The organism is Lysinibacillus sp. NPDC058147 (assembly GCF_042884205.1).
Taxonomy (GTDB): domain Bacteria; phylum Bacillota; class Bacilli; order Bacillales_A; family Planococcaceae; genus Lysinibacillus.
Window position 1 is genome coordinate 1 of sequence record NZ_JBHVUJ010000006.1, and the last position, 15,908, is coordinate 15,908.

16 protein-coding genes, 8 tRNA genes and 1 rRNA gene are annotated in these 15,908 nt (G+C 38.1%); 1 reads left to right on the plus strand and 24 read right to left on the minus strand.

Features of this window, described 5'->3' with window-relative positions; all coding sequences use genetic code 11:
* From ACFVT8_RS17175 to acpS, 21 genes are all read right to left on the minus strand, one after another.
* A 16S ribosomal RNA gene (locus tag ACFVT8_RS17175) occupies window positions 1-317 on the minus strand; the annotation flags it as partial.
* Between the two features lie 212 nt (window positions 318-529).
* Window positions 530-603 (minus strand) — tRNA-Gly (locus tag ACFVT8_RS17180).
* Window positions 604-626: 23 nt separating this feature from the next.
* Window positions 627-703, minus strand: a tRNA-Arg gene (locus ACFVT8_RS17185).
* A 26-nt stretch (window positions 704-729) separates the two neighbouring features.
* Window positions 730-815, minus strand: a tRNA-Leu gene (locus tag ACFVT8_RS17190).
* 67 nt (window positions 816-882) lie between these two features.
* A tRNA-Lys gene (locus tag ACFVT8_RS17195) sits at window positions 883-955 on the minus strand.
* 15 nt (window positions 956-970) lie between these two features.
* Window positions 971-1,045, minus strand: a tRNA-Gln gene (locus ACFVT8_RS17200).
* A gap of 5 nt (window positions 1,046-1,050) precedes the next feature.
* Window positions 1,051-1,126, minus strand: a tRNA-Asp gene (locus ACFVT8_RS17205).
* A 36-nt stretch (window positions 1,127-1,162) separates the two neighbouring features.
* Window positions 1,163-1,234, minus strand: a tRNA-Glu gene (locus tag ACFVT8_RS17210).
* 1 nt (window position 1,235) lies between these two features.
* Window positions 1,236-1,312, minus strand: a tRNA-Asn gene (locus tag ACFVT8_RS17215).
* A gap of 91 nt (window positions 1,313-1,403) precedes the next feature.
* The gene (locus tag ACFVT8_RS17220) at window positions 1,404-1,865 is read right to left on the minus strand and encodes a SprT family protein (RefSeq protein WP_387084190.1); all 462 of its coding nucleotides are present in this window, start codon (window positions 1,863-1,865) and stop codon (window positions 1,404-1,406) included.
* A gap of 114 nt (window positions 1,866-1,979) precedes the next feature.
* A complete protein-coding gene (locus ACFVT8_RS17225; RefSeq protein WP_387084192.1) occupies window positions 1,980-4,154 on the minus strand; it encodes a Tex family protein in 2,175 nt (724 codons plus the stop codon).
* Window positions 4,155-4,383: 229 nt separating this feature from the next.
* Window positions 4,384-5,172, minus strand: coding sequence for an RNA polymerase sigma factor SigB (gene sigB, locus ACFVT8_RS17230; protein WP_387084194.1), 789 nt, complete (start codon window positions 5,170-5,172; stop codon window positions 4,384-4,386).
* A complete protein-coding gene (gene rsbW / locus ACFVT8_RS17235; protein ID WP_387084196.1) occupies window positions 5,150-5,620 on the minus strand; it encodes an anti-sigma B factor RsbW in 471 nt (156 codons plus the stop codon). Before rsbW ends, sigB begins: the two co-directional genes overlap by 23 nt.
* The gene (locus ACFVT8_RS17240) at window positions 5,607-5,951 is read right to left on the minus strand and encodes an anti-sigma factor antagonist (protein ID WP_387084198.1); all 345 of its coding nucleotides are present in this window, start codon (window positions 5,949-5,951) and stop codon (window positions 5,607-5,609) included. Before ACFVT8_RS17240 ends, rsbW begins: the two co-directional genes overlap by 14 nt.
* A gap of 72 nt (window positions 5,952-6,023) precedes the next feature.
* Window positions 6,024-7,022, minus strand: coding sequence for a PP2C family protein-serine/threonine phosphatase (locus tag ACFVT8_RS17245; RefSeq protein WP_387084201.1), 999 nt, complete (start codon window positions 7,020-7,022; stop codon window positions 6,024-6,026).
* Window positions 7,023-7,033: 11 nt separating this feature from the next.
* A complete protein-coding gene (locus ACFVT8_RS17250; RefSeq protein WP_387084203.1) occupies window positions 7,034-7,435 on the minus strand; it encodes an anti-sigma regulatory factor in 402 nt (133 codons plus the stop codon).
* A 513-nt stretch (window positions 7,436-7,948) separates the two neighbouring features.
* Complete coding sequence (locus ACFVT8_RS17255) at window positions 7,949-8,299, minus strand: type II toxin-antitoxin system PemK/MazF family toxin (protein ID WP_049663446.1); 351 nt, start codon at window positions 8,297-8,299, stop codon at window positions 7,949-7,951.
* A gap of 4 nt (window positions 8,300-8,303) precedes the next feature.
* Window positions 8,304-8,567 carry a hypothetical protein gene (locus tag ACFVT8_RS17260; protein ID WP_387084205.1) on the minus strand — a complete coding sequence of 88 codons (264 nt, stop codon included), beginning with the start codon at window positions 8,565-8,567 and terminating at the stop codon, window positions 8,304-8,306.
* A 344-nt stretch (window positions 8,568-8,911) separates the two neighbouring features.
* A complete protein-coding gene (gene alr / locus ACFVT8_RS17265; protein WP_387084207.1) occupies window positions 8,912-10,033 on the minus strand; it encodes an alanine racemase in 1,122 nt (373 codons plus the stop codon).
* A 219-nt stretch (window positions 10,034-10,252) separates the two neighbouring features.
* Entirely contained in the window at window positions 10,253-11,353 is a 1,101-nt protein-coding gene (locus tag ACFVT8_RS17270) for a LolA family protein (RefSeq protein WP_387084209.1), read from the minus strand.
* A 568-nt stretch (window positions 11,354-11,921) separates the two neighbouring features.
* Window positions 11,922-12,275 carry a holo-ACP synthase gene (gene acpS, locus ACFVT8_RS17275; RefSeq protein ID WP_387084211.1) on the minus strand — a complete coding sequence of 118 codons (354 nt, stop codon included), beginning with the start codon at window positions 12,273-12,275 and terminating at the stop codon, window positions 11,922-11,924.
* Window positions 12,276-12,339: 64 nt separating this feature from the next.
* Between acpS and ACFVT8_RS17280 the strand changes: the two genes are divergently transcribed.
* Entirely contained in the window at window positions 12,340-12,960 is a 621-nt protein-coding gene (locus tag ACFVT8_RS17280; RefSeq protein WP_387084213.1) for a rhomboid family intramembrane serine protease, read from the plus strand.
* 97 nt (window positions 12,961-13,057) lie between these two features.
* On the opposite strand, the gene ACFVT8_RS17285 is transcribed toward ACFVT8_RS17280, so the two are convergent.
* The 3 genes from ACFVT8_RS17285 to ACFVT8_RS17295 form a co-directional block, all read right to left on the minus strand.
* Window positions 13,058-13,633, minus strand: a complete 576-nt coding sequence (locus tag ACFVT8_RS17285) for a GNAT family N-acetyltransferase (protein ID WP_387084215.1) — start codon at window positions 13,631-13,633, stop codon at window positions 13,058-13,060.
* Between the two features lie 106 nt (window positions 13,634-13,739).
* Window positions 13,740-15,212, minus strand: a complete 1,473-nt coding sequence (locus ACFVT8_RS17290) for a PH domain-containing protein (RefSeq protein ID WP_387084715.1) — start codon at window positions 15,210-15,212, stop codon at window positions 13,740-13,742.
* Window positions 15,205-15,684: a PH domain-containing protein gene (locus ACFVT8_RS17295; protein WP_387084217.1), complete on the minus strand. Its 480-nt coding sequence runs from the start codon at window positions 15,682-15,684 to the stop codon at window positions 15,205-15,207. Before ACFVT8_RS17295 ends, ACFVT8_RS17290 begins: the two co-directional genes overlap by 8 nt.
* Window positions 15,685-15,908 lie beyond the last annotated feature (224 nt).

Genomic DNA, 15,908 nt, shown 5'->3' on the forward strand with positions numbered 1-15,908 from the left:
GATCACCCTCTCAGGTCGGCTACGCATCGTCGCCTTGGTGAGCCGTTACCTCACCAACTAGCTAATGCGCCGCGGGCCCATCTTATAGCGACAGCGAGATGCCGTCTTTCAGTATTTCACCATGAAGTGAAATAGATTATTCGGTATTAGCCCCGGTTTCCCGGAGTTATCCCAAACTATAAGGTAGGTTGCCCACGTGTTACTCACCCGTCCGCCGCTAACGTCAAAGGAGCAAGCTCCTTCTCTGTTCGCTCGACTTGCATGTATTAGGCACGCCGCCAGCGTTCGTCCTGAGCCAGGATCAAACTCTCCATAAAAGAAATTTGATTAGCTCAAATTGTTTTGCTGGCATCATGTTTGATGTCCAAAATTTTGTTTCGTTCACCAACTCAAGGTTAGCTACTAAAAACTTTATTGATTACGTTTTGCTTGTTCAGTTTTCAAGGTTCATGTTGTTATCTTGTAGTGACAACTTTTTATATCATACGGCATAAAAAGTTGGATGTCAACAAGTTTTTTAAAAGTTTTTTGGAGCGGGTGATGAGAATCGAACTCACGACATCAGCTTGGAAGGCTGAGGTTTTACCATTAAACTACACCCGCGAAACAAAAATATTTATTTAAAATGGCGCGCCCGACAGGAGTCGAACCCATAACCTTCTGATCCGTAGTCAGACGCTCTATCCAATTGAGCTACGGGCGCATATTGTATATATTCATAAATTGACTTGGTGCGGCCGAGAGGACTTGAACCTCCACGGGGTTGCCCCCACTAGGCCCTCAACCTAGCGCGTCTGCCATTCCGCCACGACCGCATTCAATTAGGAACTTTCTTATTATACTACGATAATCTAGGAAGTCAACCTTTTTTCTTAAAAAAGATGAGCCATGAAGGACTCGAACCTTCGACCCTCTGATTAAAAGTCAGATGCTCTACCAACTGAGCTAATGGCTCATATTAAGAAATGAATGGCTGGGGTACTAGGATTCGAACCTAGGCATGACGGAATCAAAATCCGTTGCCTTACCGCTTGGCTATACCCCAATAAGTGGCGGTCCCGACCGGGATCGAACCGGCGATCTCCTGCGTGACAGGCAGGCATGTTAACCGCTACACCACGGGACCAATGTTATTATATTTTTATGAATTAAACTAATGAAATGACCCCTACGGGATTCGAACCCGTGTTACCGCCGTGAAAGGGCGGTGTCTTAACCACTTGACCAAGGGGCCATGGCTCCGAAGGCAGGACTCGAACCTGCGACAACCTGATTAACAGTCAGGTGCTACTACCAACTGAGCTACTTCGGAATAATTCATATGTTTTGTCGTCGTTATCTTGTCGACTTTTACTATTATAGGGACATCTTCAGTAAACGTCAACCTTTTTTATTAAGTTTTTTTATTCTATTAGTTTCAACCGTCCTAAACACTTGCTACAACAGTATTTCTCAACATTCATTCTAATTTTCCTTACATATAATTGTTGGCATTTTACACATGTATATGTATACAGTCGACGTCGCTTTTTTGGGGATGTCCTAGGGGTTTGTAATAATGAGCAAAAACGAGGAGCATTCACTTTTACTAGTAGTTCTCGAAAATCCTTGTCTCGATGCTGATACCCCTTGCCTTCCAAATGTAAATGATAATGACATAATTCGTGTCGAACGATCCCTTCAACTTCCCTAATACCATACAATTCATAAGCTTTTGGATTAACTTCAATATTGTGTGATTGTAAAAGATAACGCCCACCTGTCGAACGTAGCCTTGAATTAAAATATGCTTGATGAATAAATGGCTTCTGGAAACTTTCTAATGATATTCGACTAACAAGATTTTGTAGTTCCTCATTGTTCATAGCTATATCACCTCAACAACAAGAATACCACACTGCGTAGTATAGACAGTGTGGTATAAATTTATCCCATAAATCAGTGGAGATGAAGAAAGCTCTCATTGATTAAAGTTTCACTTACGCTTCGATAGTTTGATCTTTGGGAGGTAGCATTGTTAATGAGATGCGCCCTTTATTGACATCTATTTGTTCTACCCAAACCGTCACAATGTCACCTAGAGCAACAACCTCTAATGGATGTTTAATACGTCTTTTTTGTAATTTAGAAATATGCACAAGCCCATCTTGCTTCACTCCAATATCTACAAATGCTCCGAAATCAACTACGTTTCTCACTGTACCTTGCAATTCCATCCCAACTTGTAAGTCTTCCATTTTTAAAACGTCTGTTTTCAGCAGAGGCTGAGGGAATGCATCACGCGGATCGCGACTTGGTTTCATTAATGTATCCACAATATCATGTATTGTGACAACTCCAATATCTAAAACTCCACTTAATTTTTCCACATCTAGTTTTGCAATGGCTTCCTCTGCCTTCTGCGTCCCCAGCTCTTTTTTATCAATTTGTGCTACCTCTAAAATCTGCTCTGCTACACTATAGCTTTCAGGGTGAATGCCTGTAGCGTCAAATGCATTTTTTGCTCCTGGAACACGTAAGAAACCAATTGCTTGTTCATACGTTTTAGCACCAAGTCGTGGGATTTTCTTTAGTTGAGCACGTGTAGTAAATTGCCCACTTTCCTCACGCACTTTGACAATATTTTCTGCAACCGTTTTAGATAATCCAGAAACGTATTGCAGTAGCGAAGATGAGGCTGTATTAACATCTACACCAACTTGGTTTACAGCTGTCTCTACTATAAATGTCAAAGACTCAGTCAATTTCTTTTGAGAGACGTCGTGCTGATACTGACCTACTCCAACTGCTTTCGGCTCAATTTTTACTAACTCCGACAACGGATCTTGCAAACGACGCGCAATAGAAACCGCACTACGCTGTTCTACCTGTAAATCAGGAAACTCTGCACGGGCAATTTCAGACGCTGAATAAACAGATGCCCCTGCTTCATTGACAATAACATAGGCTGTATCAGTTTCAAGCTCATTCAATATATCTGCTATAAATTGTTCCGTTTCGCGTGAGGCAGTACCATTACCAATAGCAATGATAGTTATTGGGTATTTTGCTAAAATCTCTTTCACAACCGCTTTTGATTTTGCTACATCCGGCTTTGGCGGATGTGGATAAATGGCCGTAACCTCTAACATTTTCCCGGTTTCGTCTACTACAGCTAACTTACAACCTGTACGGTACGCCGGGTCAACACCCAATACATACTTTCCTTTCATTGGAGGCTGTAATAAAAGATTACGTAAATTCTCAGAGAAAATGTGGATAGCTTGCGTCTCTGCCTTTTCTGTAAGTTCATTTCGTAACTCTCGTTCTATAGAAGGCTGAATTAAACGCTTGTACGAATCCTCTATCGCTAGCTTGACTTCGGCAATTGCTGGTGAAGAACCTGTAGCAGGAATCCATTCCTTCCACATAATCATCAATACTCGATCTATTGGTACATGAATTGCCACTTTTAAGATTTCTTCTTTCTCACCACGATTTACAGCTAAAATACGGTGTGGAACAATACGGTTTACGGGCTCTTCATACTCGTAATACATTTCGAAAACGTTTTTGTCGTCTGCCTCTGCATTCTTGACACTTGTTACGAGTACTCCATCTTTCCAGGAATATGTTCGAATTTTTTCACGGATTGCCGCTTCATCAGCAAAGCGCTCTGCTAAAATATCTCGAGCCCCAGCTAACGCATCCTCTACATTACCAACTTTCTCCTCATCTACGAAAGCCATTGCTAATTGTTCTAAAGCATCATTACGATACTCTAATAGAAGATCCGCAAGAGGTTCTAACCCTTTTTCTTTCGCTATAGTTGCCTTTGTTCGGCGTTTTTGTTTATAAGGTCGATATAAATCCTCTACACGCTGTAACACAGTTGCTGCTTGAATAGCTTGTTCCAATTCAGGTGTTAGTTTATCTTGTTCCTGAATTAATCGAATAACCTCTTCTTTACGTTGTTCAAGCTGCTGTATGTAGTGATAACGATCCTCTACAGCTTTAATCTGTACCTCATCAAGGGATCCAGTAGCTTCTTTACGATAACGTGCAATGAATGGCACGGTGTTTCCTTCTTCTAATAATTTTATAACAGCCTCTGCTTGACCTGGCTTAATAGCTACATCCTTTGCAATGAGCTGTAACATTTGCTTTTGTTCCACATCATCACTACCTTTTTTCTTTTCATTTTACCATTACACTTTACTAAAAATGCAAAAAAATAGTCTACTCTGAAAGAAGAGTAAACTATTTCATTTAATTATGAGAAGTCTGTTTTCGCTAACACTCTTACTAGAGTTCATGCTCTTGCGTATACCTGAAATAGCAATAGGAGTCCGCGCAAAAATTTAAGCATACTGTATTTATTTTTAAGGATAGGCCCCAATAAATTTAGTGTGAAACACCTTCACTTACTAAGATAGATTCCTGTAATTTTTTTATTGCCTTCCTCTGTATTCTCGATACATGCATTTGTGAAATGCCTAATCGTTCCCCAACTTCTTTTTGGGTGAGTTGCTCTAAATATGTAAGCTGAATTATTTGTCTTTCTCTCTCACCTAAGATACTCATAGCGTCAGAAACAATCATTCTTTTATTGGTTATTTCAAAGCCGTCATCTTCTTTACCCATAATATCAAATAACGTTACTGTACTACCGTCAGAATCTGACTCTATTGAATGATCCATAGAAAGAGCATGGTAACTACGGCTCATCTCCATAGCCTCTAAAACTTCTTCTTCTTCAACTTCTAATTGATCCGCGATTTCCATAATAGATGGAGAACGTTGCAACTCAATTGTCAAAGCTTCTACTGTCGCTTTAATGCGCGGCCCTAATTCTTTTATCCGTCTTGGCACATGAACATCCCACGTTTTATCACGTAAAAAGCGTTTTATTTCTCCAACAATCGTTGGTACAGCAAATGCTTCAAAGCTACGACCAACATCAGGATTAAAACGTCTTATTGCACCTAGCAACCCAAGCATACCTACTTGAGTAATATCATCATAATGAGATTTACCATTCGAATATTTGCGTGCGATGGACTCAACTAGGTATCGATAATGCATCACTAAATTTGTTTGTGCTTCATCATCCTCTGTTGATTGATATAACGCAATCCACCTTAGTATATCTTCCTTGGACGAAGTAGTTTTATGTGGTGATTCTTTCGGCATTTTTTTCCACCCGCTCTCTAGCGACATACTTTGTCATAAAAACAGTTACGCCACCATCGTTATTTATCATCACCTCATCCATCAAAGTTTCCATTAAATAAAGCCCTAAACCACCTTCACGTAGACCCGCTATACCCTCTTCAGGATGATATGGACCAATTTTCGACTTTATTTCCTCAAAATTAAAACTATTGCCGTAATCTGCAATCATCATTTCTATTTTATTTTCATACAAAGCGCAACCAATGACGATTTCTCCTTCTTCTTCGTCCTTATATGCATGATGTACAACATTCGTTACCGCTTCACTTGCTGCAATTTTTATATCTTCAATATCATCATAATTAAACCCTACCCGACTAGCTAAGCCAGAAACCGTCAATCGAATCACACTGACAAATTGCGGTTTTGCAGGAACCCTTATCTCAATATAATCAAATTCCTTCATTTTCATAATCCACCTTTTTATCAGTTTCAATATCCATTAAATCGCTTAAACCAGTAATTTCAAACAACCTTTGTAATCTGTTCGACAAAGCAACAAGTTTAACTTTACCATTTTCACGTAACGTTCTTTTATAAAATGCTACAAAAACACCTAACCCTGTACTATCCATATAATTAACTTTTGATAAATTAAGTACTACTTCTAATCCTTCAGTAATTTTTACTGCCTCTAATTCTTCCCTAAGACCTGAAGCAGTAAAAGTATCTATTTCACCCTCAATAAATCCATATAGTTTATCATCAAGTTCTTTAAAGTGTATCGCCATGTCCATACAGCACACCTCCACCATATTTGTTAGACTGTTTTTCTTTTCCCGTAATTAAAAAAATCTAAACCTAAATAACTATTTTTTAATAATTGCAACTGTAAAATCATCTGATAGTTTATAATCCTGTATTTTTTCAATTTGCTTATAAAGAAGATTGCATAATTGTTGAGCGGATAAATTTTTATTTTCCAATATTAATGATGTAATGACCTCTCGTGAATTCAATTCATCATGCAATCTGAATTCAGTGACACCATCCGTCATCATTATGACGATATCGTTTTCTTCCAAAGCAATTTCATTAAACGAATATTTCGTTTCTGGTAATACCCCTAGCAATAACCCTGTAGATGCCAAAGGGAAAAATTTATCCTGTTTAGCACTGTAATGGAGAGCTGGCTCGTGCCCTGCAGAAGCATAAGAAAAAATACTTTTTCGCGTATCCAAGCAACCGTAAAACATAGAAACAAACATACTGTCATCTACACTCTTTTCAATTACTCGATTGATGACCTCTAATACATATGAAGGATCTTTATATGCATATTCTAACGTTTCAAGGCCATATTTCACCATAGACATACATAATGCAGCTGGCACACCTTTACCTACCACATCTGTCACAGCTACACTCAAATAATCCTCTCGATTATATAAAAAATGTACATAATCTCCATTCATCTTCCGGATTGGGATTGATATCATTCCAATATCAATACTTGAAAGTTGTGGTACGTCTGTTTTAAGTAATGTTTCCTGAATGTTTGTAGCGATTTTCATTTCCATTTCATACTCTGCTTGTTTTTGTAATAAACTTTGGTGTTCCCTATGAGCCATTCCATAATGCACCATAACTTCGATAAGAAAATCATATGCAAGTTGTTCTTCACTCATTCTACGTGGAAATAGTTTCTCAACTGCGTTTTTATGAATACTTACAACATCCTCTGGAGATATATTCTTTTGGATTAACTGGCGAGTGAAATTTTGAGCAATATACAAATTCTTTTCAGTTTGATCCGCCATATAATCTGACAAAATCTTTTTATATTGAGATTCTAATCGTTCAAACAAACTTCCACATCCTAACGCAGCCGCTTTTCAGCCCTTATCGTTGTTCCTTCTCCAATAACCGAGTGAATAACCATACTGTCCATCAGTCGATTAACCCCTGGTAAACCTGCACCAAGCCCCCCTGAAGTGGAGTAGCCATCCTCCATCACTTTCCGGACATCTTCTATTCCTGGACCCTGATCAGTTGCAATAACAATTATTTTCTTTTCAGTGTCTGTCTCAACTTTTTCAATTTCAATGACACCTAAACTTGCATATAAATATATATTTCGAGCTAGTTCACTTATAGCAGTGGTGATTCGAGCCTGATCAACAGTGTCAAATCCAAGTTCCTTTGCTTCGTTACGCCCCAGTTGTCTTGCTGCTACTATATCCCACTCAGTAATAATTTCAACCGAAGACTTTATTGTCACTGCTGTCCCCCCAATTCCTTTCGGAGTTATACTCTTACACTTTTTTTCGACCTGCTTACCTAAATACTTTAAATAATTTAATAATCTTTTTACCGCGTATTTTTTTCGCTGAAGCTTTGCTTTCGCACAACCTCTCGATATTTTTCAAAAATCTGTTCTAAATCTATTAATACCATTTTTGAATAGTGATTTCAATTTATGGTAATGAGGTATTTGAGCACATTATCAATTTCACCTTGGTATAATTGCGTCTGGATTTTGAATTGTATCCACGCAATTCATTCTTTTGAAAATTCGTGACATCCGCCGGAGACTTTGGGCCAACTGATGTTTTTTGTGCGAAAGCGAAGCGTCAGCAACACAGCATGATGTTGGTCACCTAGTCGTTGTCACAGGACGTGGCGTTCTTAGAATGAGGTCCTCTAATTCAGTAGGTCTTTGACACCTATTGAATGAAGAAAAAAAAGCATCGAGATGAATTTTCATCTCGATGCCTCTATACACATATGTATATTAAAATTTAACAAGCCCTAAGCTAATCATCAATGCACCATCAACTTTCTCCATCAACGCATGGTCAAGTTGTGTAATACGATCTGTCAATCTTGACTTATCAATCGTCCGCACCTGCTCGAGCAGAATAACCGAATCACGTTCAAAACCATACTTTTCAGCATTGATTTCAACGTGCGTCGGTAATTTTGCTTTTTGAATCTGTGCGGTAATAGCTGCGATGATGACAGTCGGACTAAATCGATTGCCAATATCATTTTGAATAATCAGCACCGGCCTAGTGCCCCCTTGCTCGGACCCAACTACCGGCGATAAATCTGCAAAAAAAACGTCACCACGTTTTACATTCAAAGTGTCATCCCCCGCTAACGAGACGCTCCACCGTATGTTGTGCTTCATATTCTGCATGCAAGCATTCACTTGCAATACTCAGATTTATATGAGACATTTCAACATATCCTTTCATCATAGCTTCCCGTATTTGATTTGGTTGCTCCTGCATTAAAACTTTGCGCGACAAAACACGCGCAAAAGATTCACTCTCAATTACTTCCTTTGTTTGTAGAAATAGTCTATCCTGAACAGCAATTGTAGCTTCTCTTAACTTTTTCTCGTACACAGCAAGCACCTCCAACGGAACCATCCACTTTTCATTACTACCCATTCTACCATTGAAAGATATTGTTGAAAAGACACGAAATGACAAAATATCTGACAATTTAAAGTCCAAGTTGTAAAAATATGTAGGTTGTCGAAGGTATATGCCGATTCATTCACCTTGTAATATGTCACAAATTATGAATGACTCAGCTTCTCGGTAATCTAACATGGTTTTCAGTAGTTGTTATTCACCAAGTTACTAAGTGCTTTAGTATAGTATTCATTTTGTCCAAAAATGTTGCAGCTATTTAAGATTGCCAATACAAAATTCTTGAAGTAACATCTTTTAGGTTGAATCTAAAGTCAAATGTATAATCTAGGAACTCTTGCTGTAATAATGCATGGTACTTCATAATTAATGGTTTCAAGCTTTGTTGCCCATTCGTCCATTGAAATAATATTCTGTCCTTGACGACCAATGAGGGTTACTTTCTCACCTATAGCATATGCTTTTGGCAAGGCAACCATACATTGGTCCATACAAATTCGTCCAACAATCGGCATTCTTTGACCATCAATAAGTACTTCTTGTCCACCTAATTTGCGAATTACTCCATCAGCATAACCTATTGGTACCGTTCCTATCCACATATCCGAAGTGGCCTCGAAAGTAGCTCCATAGCCTACTGAATCACCTGCTTGTAACTGTTTAACATGAACAAGCTCACTCTCAAGCGAAAATGCTGGTTGCAACGGAAATGGTAAAATACCTTCTACATAAGAAGATGGAGATAATCCATACATCGAAATTCCATATCTAACGGCATCAAATTGTAAATGCGCATCTTTTACTAAAGATGTAGCCGTGTTTGATGCATGAACAAGTCTAGGTTTTTCAGGCAATGCAGTTACACATCTCTCAAAAAGTTGTACCTGTCTATCGAAGTATGATGTATCCTCTTCATCCGCAGTCGCAAAATGTGTAAATATCCCATCAATCTCCACATTCACTGTATTCTGTATAGTTTGATATAGATCCAATAACTCTCGTTCTGAGCGAACACCTATTCTACCCATTCCGCTATCTACTTTTATATGTAGTCGTAAAGGATTTGTTTCATTCGCTATCAATGGAGCCACTTGCTGTACCCATTCACTTGCAAATGCTGTAAGGATTATACGCTGTTGTGCAGCATATGGTACAAACGAAACTGGAGAGGCACCTAATATTAGTATGTCTGGCTCCTCAAAATGTGCTCGAATATGTAATGCTTCATCTGGCGTTGCCACGGCAAGCATTGTTGCCCCTGCCTCAAGTGCTGCTTTTGCAACGGCTACATCTCCATGACCGTATGCATTTGCCTTTACAACAGCAATAATTTGAACATTAGGTCGAAGTAGCTTTTTTAAATTATTTACATTTCGTTGAATTGCTTGTAAGTCTACAATTGCTTTGGTTGGTCTAAAATATTGCTGTGTCTTCATTAGAATACCCTCTTTATTTTTTATTAAAACATTATGTATCGATTAAATTACTTTTTCTTTACTGTTTTTACATAAGTTGTTCTATTTCAGACTGATTTTATACATAACCTTTATCATATATGACTTAACACTTTCTAAACAGTGTTAATTTTCATCAAAACTGCACTATTTTACTTAACTAGCTACAGCTTTCCATGTAGAAAGCTGTAGCTAAAAAAATTATTTCATACTACCTATCGTCATAGAAGTGGCAACCTCCACCATTTCTTCACGAGTCAATTTACTAGAAGCTACAAAGAATTCGACGCCATCCTTTTCCCAGCTAATAGATGTATCGGTAATAGCACCAATTGTAAAGCCTAAATCTACCGGATCACCAGGTGACGATACTGGCAACATTGCAGCCTCCTTCGAGACTGGTTGTTGCATAACTGTAAATGGTTTATCACCGTCGAATGTTAAGACGACACGATCCATTCCACCCTCACGTATAACTTTCTCACCTACCATCTTCGTATTTTCCAATTTTACAACAGGGTAGTGTGTTTGGAACTCTTTATTTTCAGCTTCTGCACTTACTGCTTTTTCCCCATCATTTCCACTCGGGTTATTGTTGCTCTCCTTACCGTCTTTGTTATCTTTGTTATCTTTTTCTGGTGGTGCAGCTTGGTTACCTTTTGTTTCATCTGATTCTGTAAATTGCTCAACCGCATACTCTTTAGCCGCGTGTTGAACACCTAATTTTATATTTTTAAATGTGATACGAATTTGTTCTTCTTTTACATCATTCATAATTACTACGGAAGTTGGAAGCATTGTTTTCTTATCAACTGTTATAACTTGATGAGGCATACTATTTTTATAGCTATTTCTAGTAGCCGCTTCAAATATATATGCTTTGTCCTCTTCTTTCATGACTAAATTTTTATCTTGAGCTAAATCTTCTGCTAGTGCCCCTATTAAATAAGCTTGACTATTTTTCTTTGGCCAATCACTTTGGAATTTATACATTTTGTTTAATGTAGGTGTAACAACAAAAACTCCATCTGCATTTCGCACTATCATTTGTGAAACATCTTTCCCACTTTCTACTACTTCTACTCGATAGAAATCAGGTTTCGTATGCCAAACTGTTACATCATATTTTTTCGGATCTCCACCAGATTTAATCTCCATCGTAGCATTCAACTCATAACCATTTGCTTCTGCCCATTTCCCATTAACTTTCTTCAACACTTTTTCCTGTGAGTCTGTACCACATGCCGATAGAAGTAATATCGTACAAAGTAAGACGAGCCATTTAACTATTCGGTTGCCCACGCTTTCACCCTTTCCTTCTTTCAAATCCACTACGACAATATATGAACCGTATTTGTCAGTTATGTCATTTGAACAAGGGCAATATATTTATCTTCACTCAGAAATTTATTTTACTTTTAACTTCTTTCAGCGGATATTTGGACAACCGCTGAAATAGAGGAACTCAGTCTAAGAACGCCACGTCCTGTGGCAACGACTGAGTGACCAACTTCGTGTTGGCCTAAAGCCTCCGGCGGATGTCTCGGAATCGGTAAGGAGTTCAATATAGGATGTTAGCCTAAAATCATCGCATCCATGCGAAACGGCTAACTGACCTGCATCGTGCTGTGTTGCTGTTGCTGTCGCTTCGCTTTCGCACAAAAACATTTGCAGGACTAAGCACAAGGCCGATTCCAGACCCAATTATGCCAAGGCATAATTGATTAGCTTATCACCATAACGTAGGGTTAATTTCCGCTCCGACTGGGGGCGTCTAGTCGGAACGGAAAGCCATCTATATGGCTTCCGTTTTGACTAATGTCATCCACAACTTTTGGTGACGAGCCTTTTAATATTTTATATAGCAAAATTATTGTAATAATATTATTTGTGCAGCTGCGTATTGCTTAGAATGTGTTATACTTACAAATCCATTTACAAGTTCCCCTTTGAAATATAAAACAGGATTACCAGCTTCACCTCTTAAAATTTCAACATCATGAAGCTTACATTCTTCACCAATACCAGTCCCTAATGCCTTTGAAAATGCTTCTTTTGCAGCAAATCGTCCGGCCAAAAATTCTATTCTACGAGTTTCTGAATGTGCATCAAACAAAACTAATTCCCTTTCAGATAAAATGCGGTCTTTAAATTTATTCGTTCTCCTCATTGCTTTAGTAATACGGTCAATTTCTACAATGTCGAGACCAATTCCTTTAATCATTTGAACTTCTCCTTTTCCTATTTCTAAAAAGCCATGTATAATGATTGTAAATTGAGGTGGAGTTATGTTTAGTAGAACAGAAAATTTTAAGCAATATACAAAGTATTATCCGATTGTTTCAACATTAATAGCGGTTAATTTATTTGTTTATGTACTAACTATTTTACCTGGAGTCGGAGAAAACGTATTGAATTACGGAGTTCAAGCGAACTTCCTTATACAATCTGGTGAATGGTGGCGTGTTTTTTCCGCCATGTTTTTACACGCTAACTTTTTGCACGTTTTCTTCAATATGTTTTCACTGTATTTATTCGGTCCAGAGCTTGAAAAAATTGCCGGCAAGGCACGTTTTATTACAATTTATTTAGTGTCTGGAATCGCAGGTAATATGGCAACCTATCTATTTTATGATAGTAGCTATACAAGCCTTGGTGCAAGTGGCGCCATTTTCGGAATATTCGGAGCTTTCGGAGCGCTTGTCTACTATACACGTCGCACAATGCCAATGCTTCGCAAACTTATTTTGCCAATTATTGTTATCAGTGTTATTATGACCTTCCTACAGCCGAATGTGAATGTCTATGCTCACTTAGGCGGTTTAGTAGTTGGATTCATTCTTGGACTCATCTACTTACATCCAAAAAGAATTTTAAGCTGGCGTAAACAAAAGATGGCGGGTAAGTAATAGGTACAAAGAGGAGCAATCATCCGTGATAAGTTATCATCGCGGATTGCTCCTCCTTTTTTTATACTAGAGTGATAGGTATTTCGTCAATTTTATTTCAAAGTGCGACTGCATCCTCTTTCGCTACCTTTATTTTTTTCCATTCGACTGCCGTTAAGCCATAGACAACTTGGTCTACATGGTGATCATAAAGCCACTCCGCATCTCTTAAACGTCCTTCTTCATTAAAACCTAACACTTTTGGGATTGTGCGGCTTCTAATATTTCCTACCGCTACTCGCACTTCAATGCGATTTAGCTTTAGATAGCTAAAGGCATAGTCAATAAAAGCTTTCATAGAATTTGTGACTAATCCCTTACCAACAAATTCGTTCCCTAACCAATATCCGATACTTGTCCATTTATGCTGCCAATTCACTTGGTGGTAGCCAATCACTCCCGCAAGCTTCCCCTCATAATATATCCCCGCTTGTAAACCATTATTATCTGCATATTGTTGCATCGCATCTCTTACAAATCGCTCTGTATCCTCTACTGTTTTCACATCATCCACAAAAGGTAACCACTCTCGCAACGTATCTCTTGAACGATCTGTCAACGCGAATAGTTCATCTACGTCACTTAAATCCAACAATTTTAAATACGTGTTCTTATTAATATCATACTTAAACAAAATTACCACCCCTTTTGTTTGATAATTCTATTATAAACAGTATATATGCGTATTTATAGATAAAAAAGGATAATTCTACTATTAATTGAAAATAATATCCAGATATCTATATTCTATGTTCATACCAAGATAATATTGTTTCAGCATCTTGCTGCTCTAAGCTTCTTACATTCCCTGTCATACCAGTCATGCCTGACATTACTGTTGCTTTTACAGACATAATATTCTTTCTTTTTTGAAAATATGTTTGAGTAGTCGTAATAGATTGTATGCGTTTTTTCTCCATAAAAAATGTAACACGACTGAACACACGATATCGCATAGTTAGTTGCTTTCCATCTATCATATAACCAGCTGTTTTATGTTGCCAAATACCAATTGATATTGCTAATGGAATTAATAATAACGAAAGCAACCCATATGGATATAAGAAATAACTACATGCACCAATTATAGGTATGAGCCAAACATAATCAATTCTGTAAAAAGATTGACGAGCTCGTTTTGGCGGATTGATAAATTCTGGTCGCCAATTTATATCTGGAAAAAGCTGCTCTAACGTTTCTAAACAATCATGCCTCTGAATAAGAGGGAACAGAGTAATTTTTTTATCATTCCCCTCTCCACCATTCCCTCCAGCACTCTCAACAACAACTGTGGCAAAGCCAAATAATTGACGCACTGGATTCTCTACAATACGAATCGCCTGAATTCTATTTAAGGGTAAAGTAATTCGTTTTTTCTCAATTAGCCCTTTTGTAATAATAAGCTTTTCATCTTCAACTCGGACTGTATATTCGTAATAATTGATCAGTGTAATAACAAATGACACAAACCATGCCACGATTAGACTGAATATCACTGTTAGTGCAACTAAAAATGCACCAATTTTCGCAAAGTCGGCTAGCTCGTTAAAAATTTCCTCATACGGGATTATATCTGAAAGCTGAGAGATGATTGCCGCTAGCCCGGATAGAACGACCCCAATCCCACCTGAAGTTATGGCCAATATAAGCAAATCACGTATCGACATATGATAAATAGTTGGAACTGATACTTCCTCTATTAGCGACTGTTCATCATTCATCGGTTCATTTACTTGGTTCTTTGCACGACGCATTTCCAGCTCTATGACATCTGCCGCTGCCTTACGTATAGCCGTTAACTCTACCTCAGGCTTTCTATCCTTACTTCCTGCAGTTTCAACCTGAACTTTTACTAAGCCAAATAGTCGATGGAAAATCCCCTCATTGTAATTTAAGCTTTGAATACGTTCAAATGGGATATAACGTTTCTTTTTAACGAACAAGCCGTACTTTACACGCAATTCCCCATCTTCAAACCAATATACAAAGGTACGCCATTTAACAATTCCACTAACAAGCGCAAGTAAAGCCCCCACTCCCCATATACCGAATAAGAAAATCGTTCGCCAAAAATTATCACTATGGAAATTAAAAGAAAAGTGAAATCCATTAGTTACAATAATAATAATTAACGGGAATATCATACTCTTTAATGCTTTTGCACTTGTAATAATAGCCGATATCGGGTGTAAACGATTAATTCCCTTAGACATCATCTTCCGCCACCCTTGCTAATTCTGAGATACGTGCACGAAGTCCATCAGCCTCGTCCATTACAAGTGCAGGAATTGTATGTACAGTTGCCGCCGTAGATATTGAAATATTACCTAAACCATATTTTTTTAATATCGGTCCTTGCGTCGTATCAACATGCTGCACGCGCACCATTGGAATAAGTGTACGTTTAACAACGAATAAACCATGTTGCACCTCAATCTCATTATCACGTACCTCATAGCGCCAGCGTTCCCATCTTATCTTTGGAAATAAATAAGTGGATAGGACAGCACTAAGTAAGACTACAGCAACTGCGATGAAATAAATAAATGATGGCCATTCAAAATAATAAGTACCGTAGCATGCAAACGCCGCTACAATCAAAAGTAATATCGTTTGCAATACACCATATAAACGCCATACTGTTAACCCTTTCTTAGAAATCATATGCATTGGTTCTGTTCTCAAAATTGATCCCTCTCTTTCATTATCTAAATATACGTAACCAATTATCTTTTTGTTTCATTTTATATCAATTTCGCCTTTGCGTAATTGCGTATGGAATTGGCTTTGTGCTTAGGCCTACAAATGTTTTTTGTACGAAAGCGTAGGGGGAACGCAGCGATAATGTTGGTCACTCAGTCGTGTGTTGTTGTTGCTGTCGCACGGATAAATTGCCACAGGACGTGGCG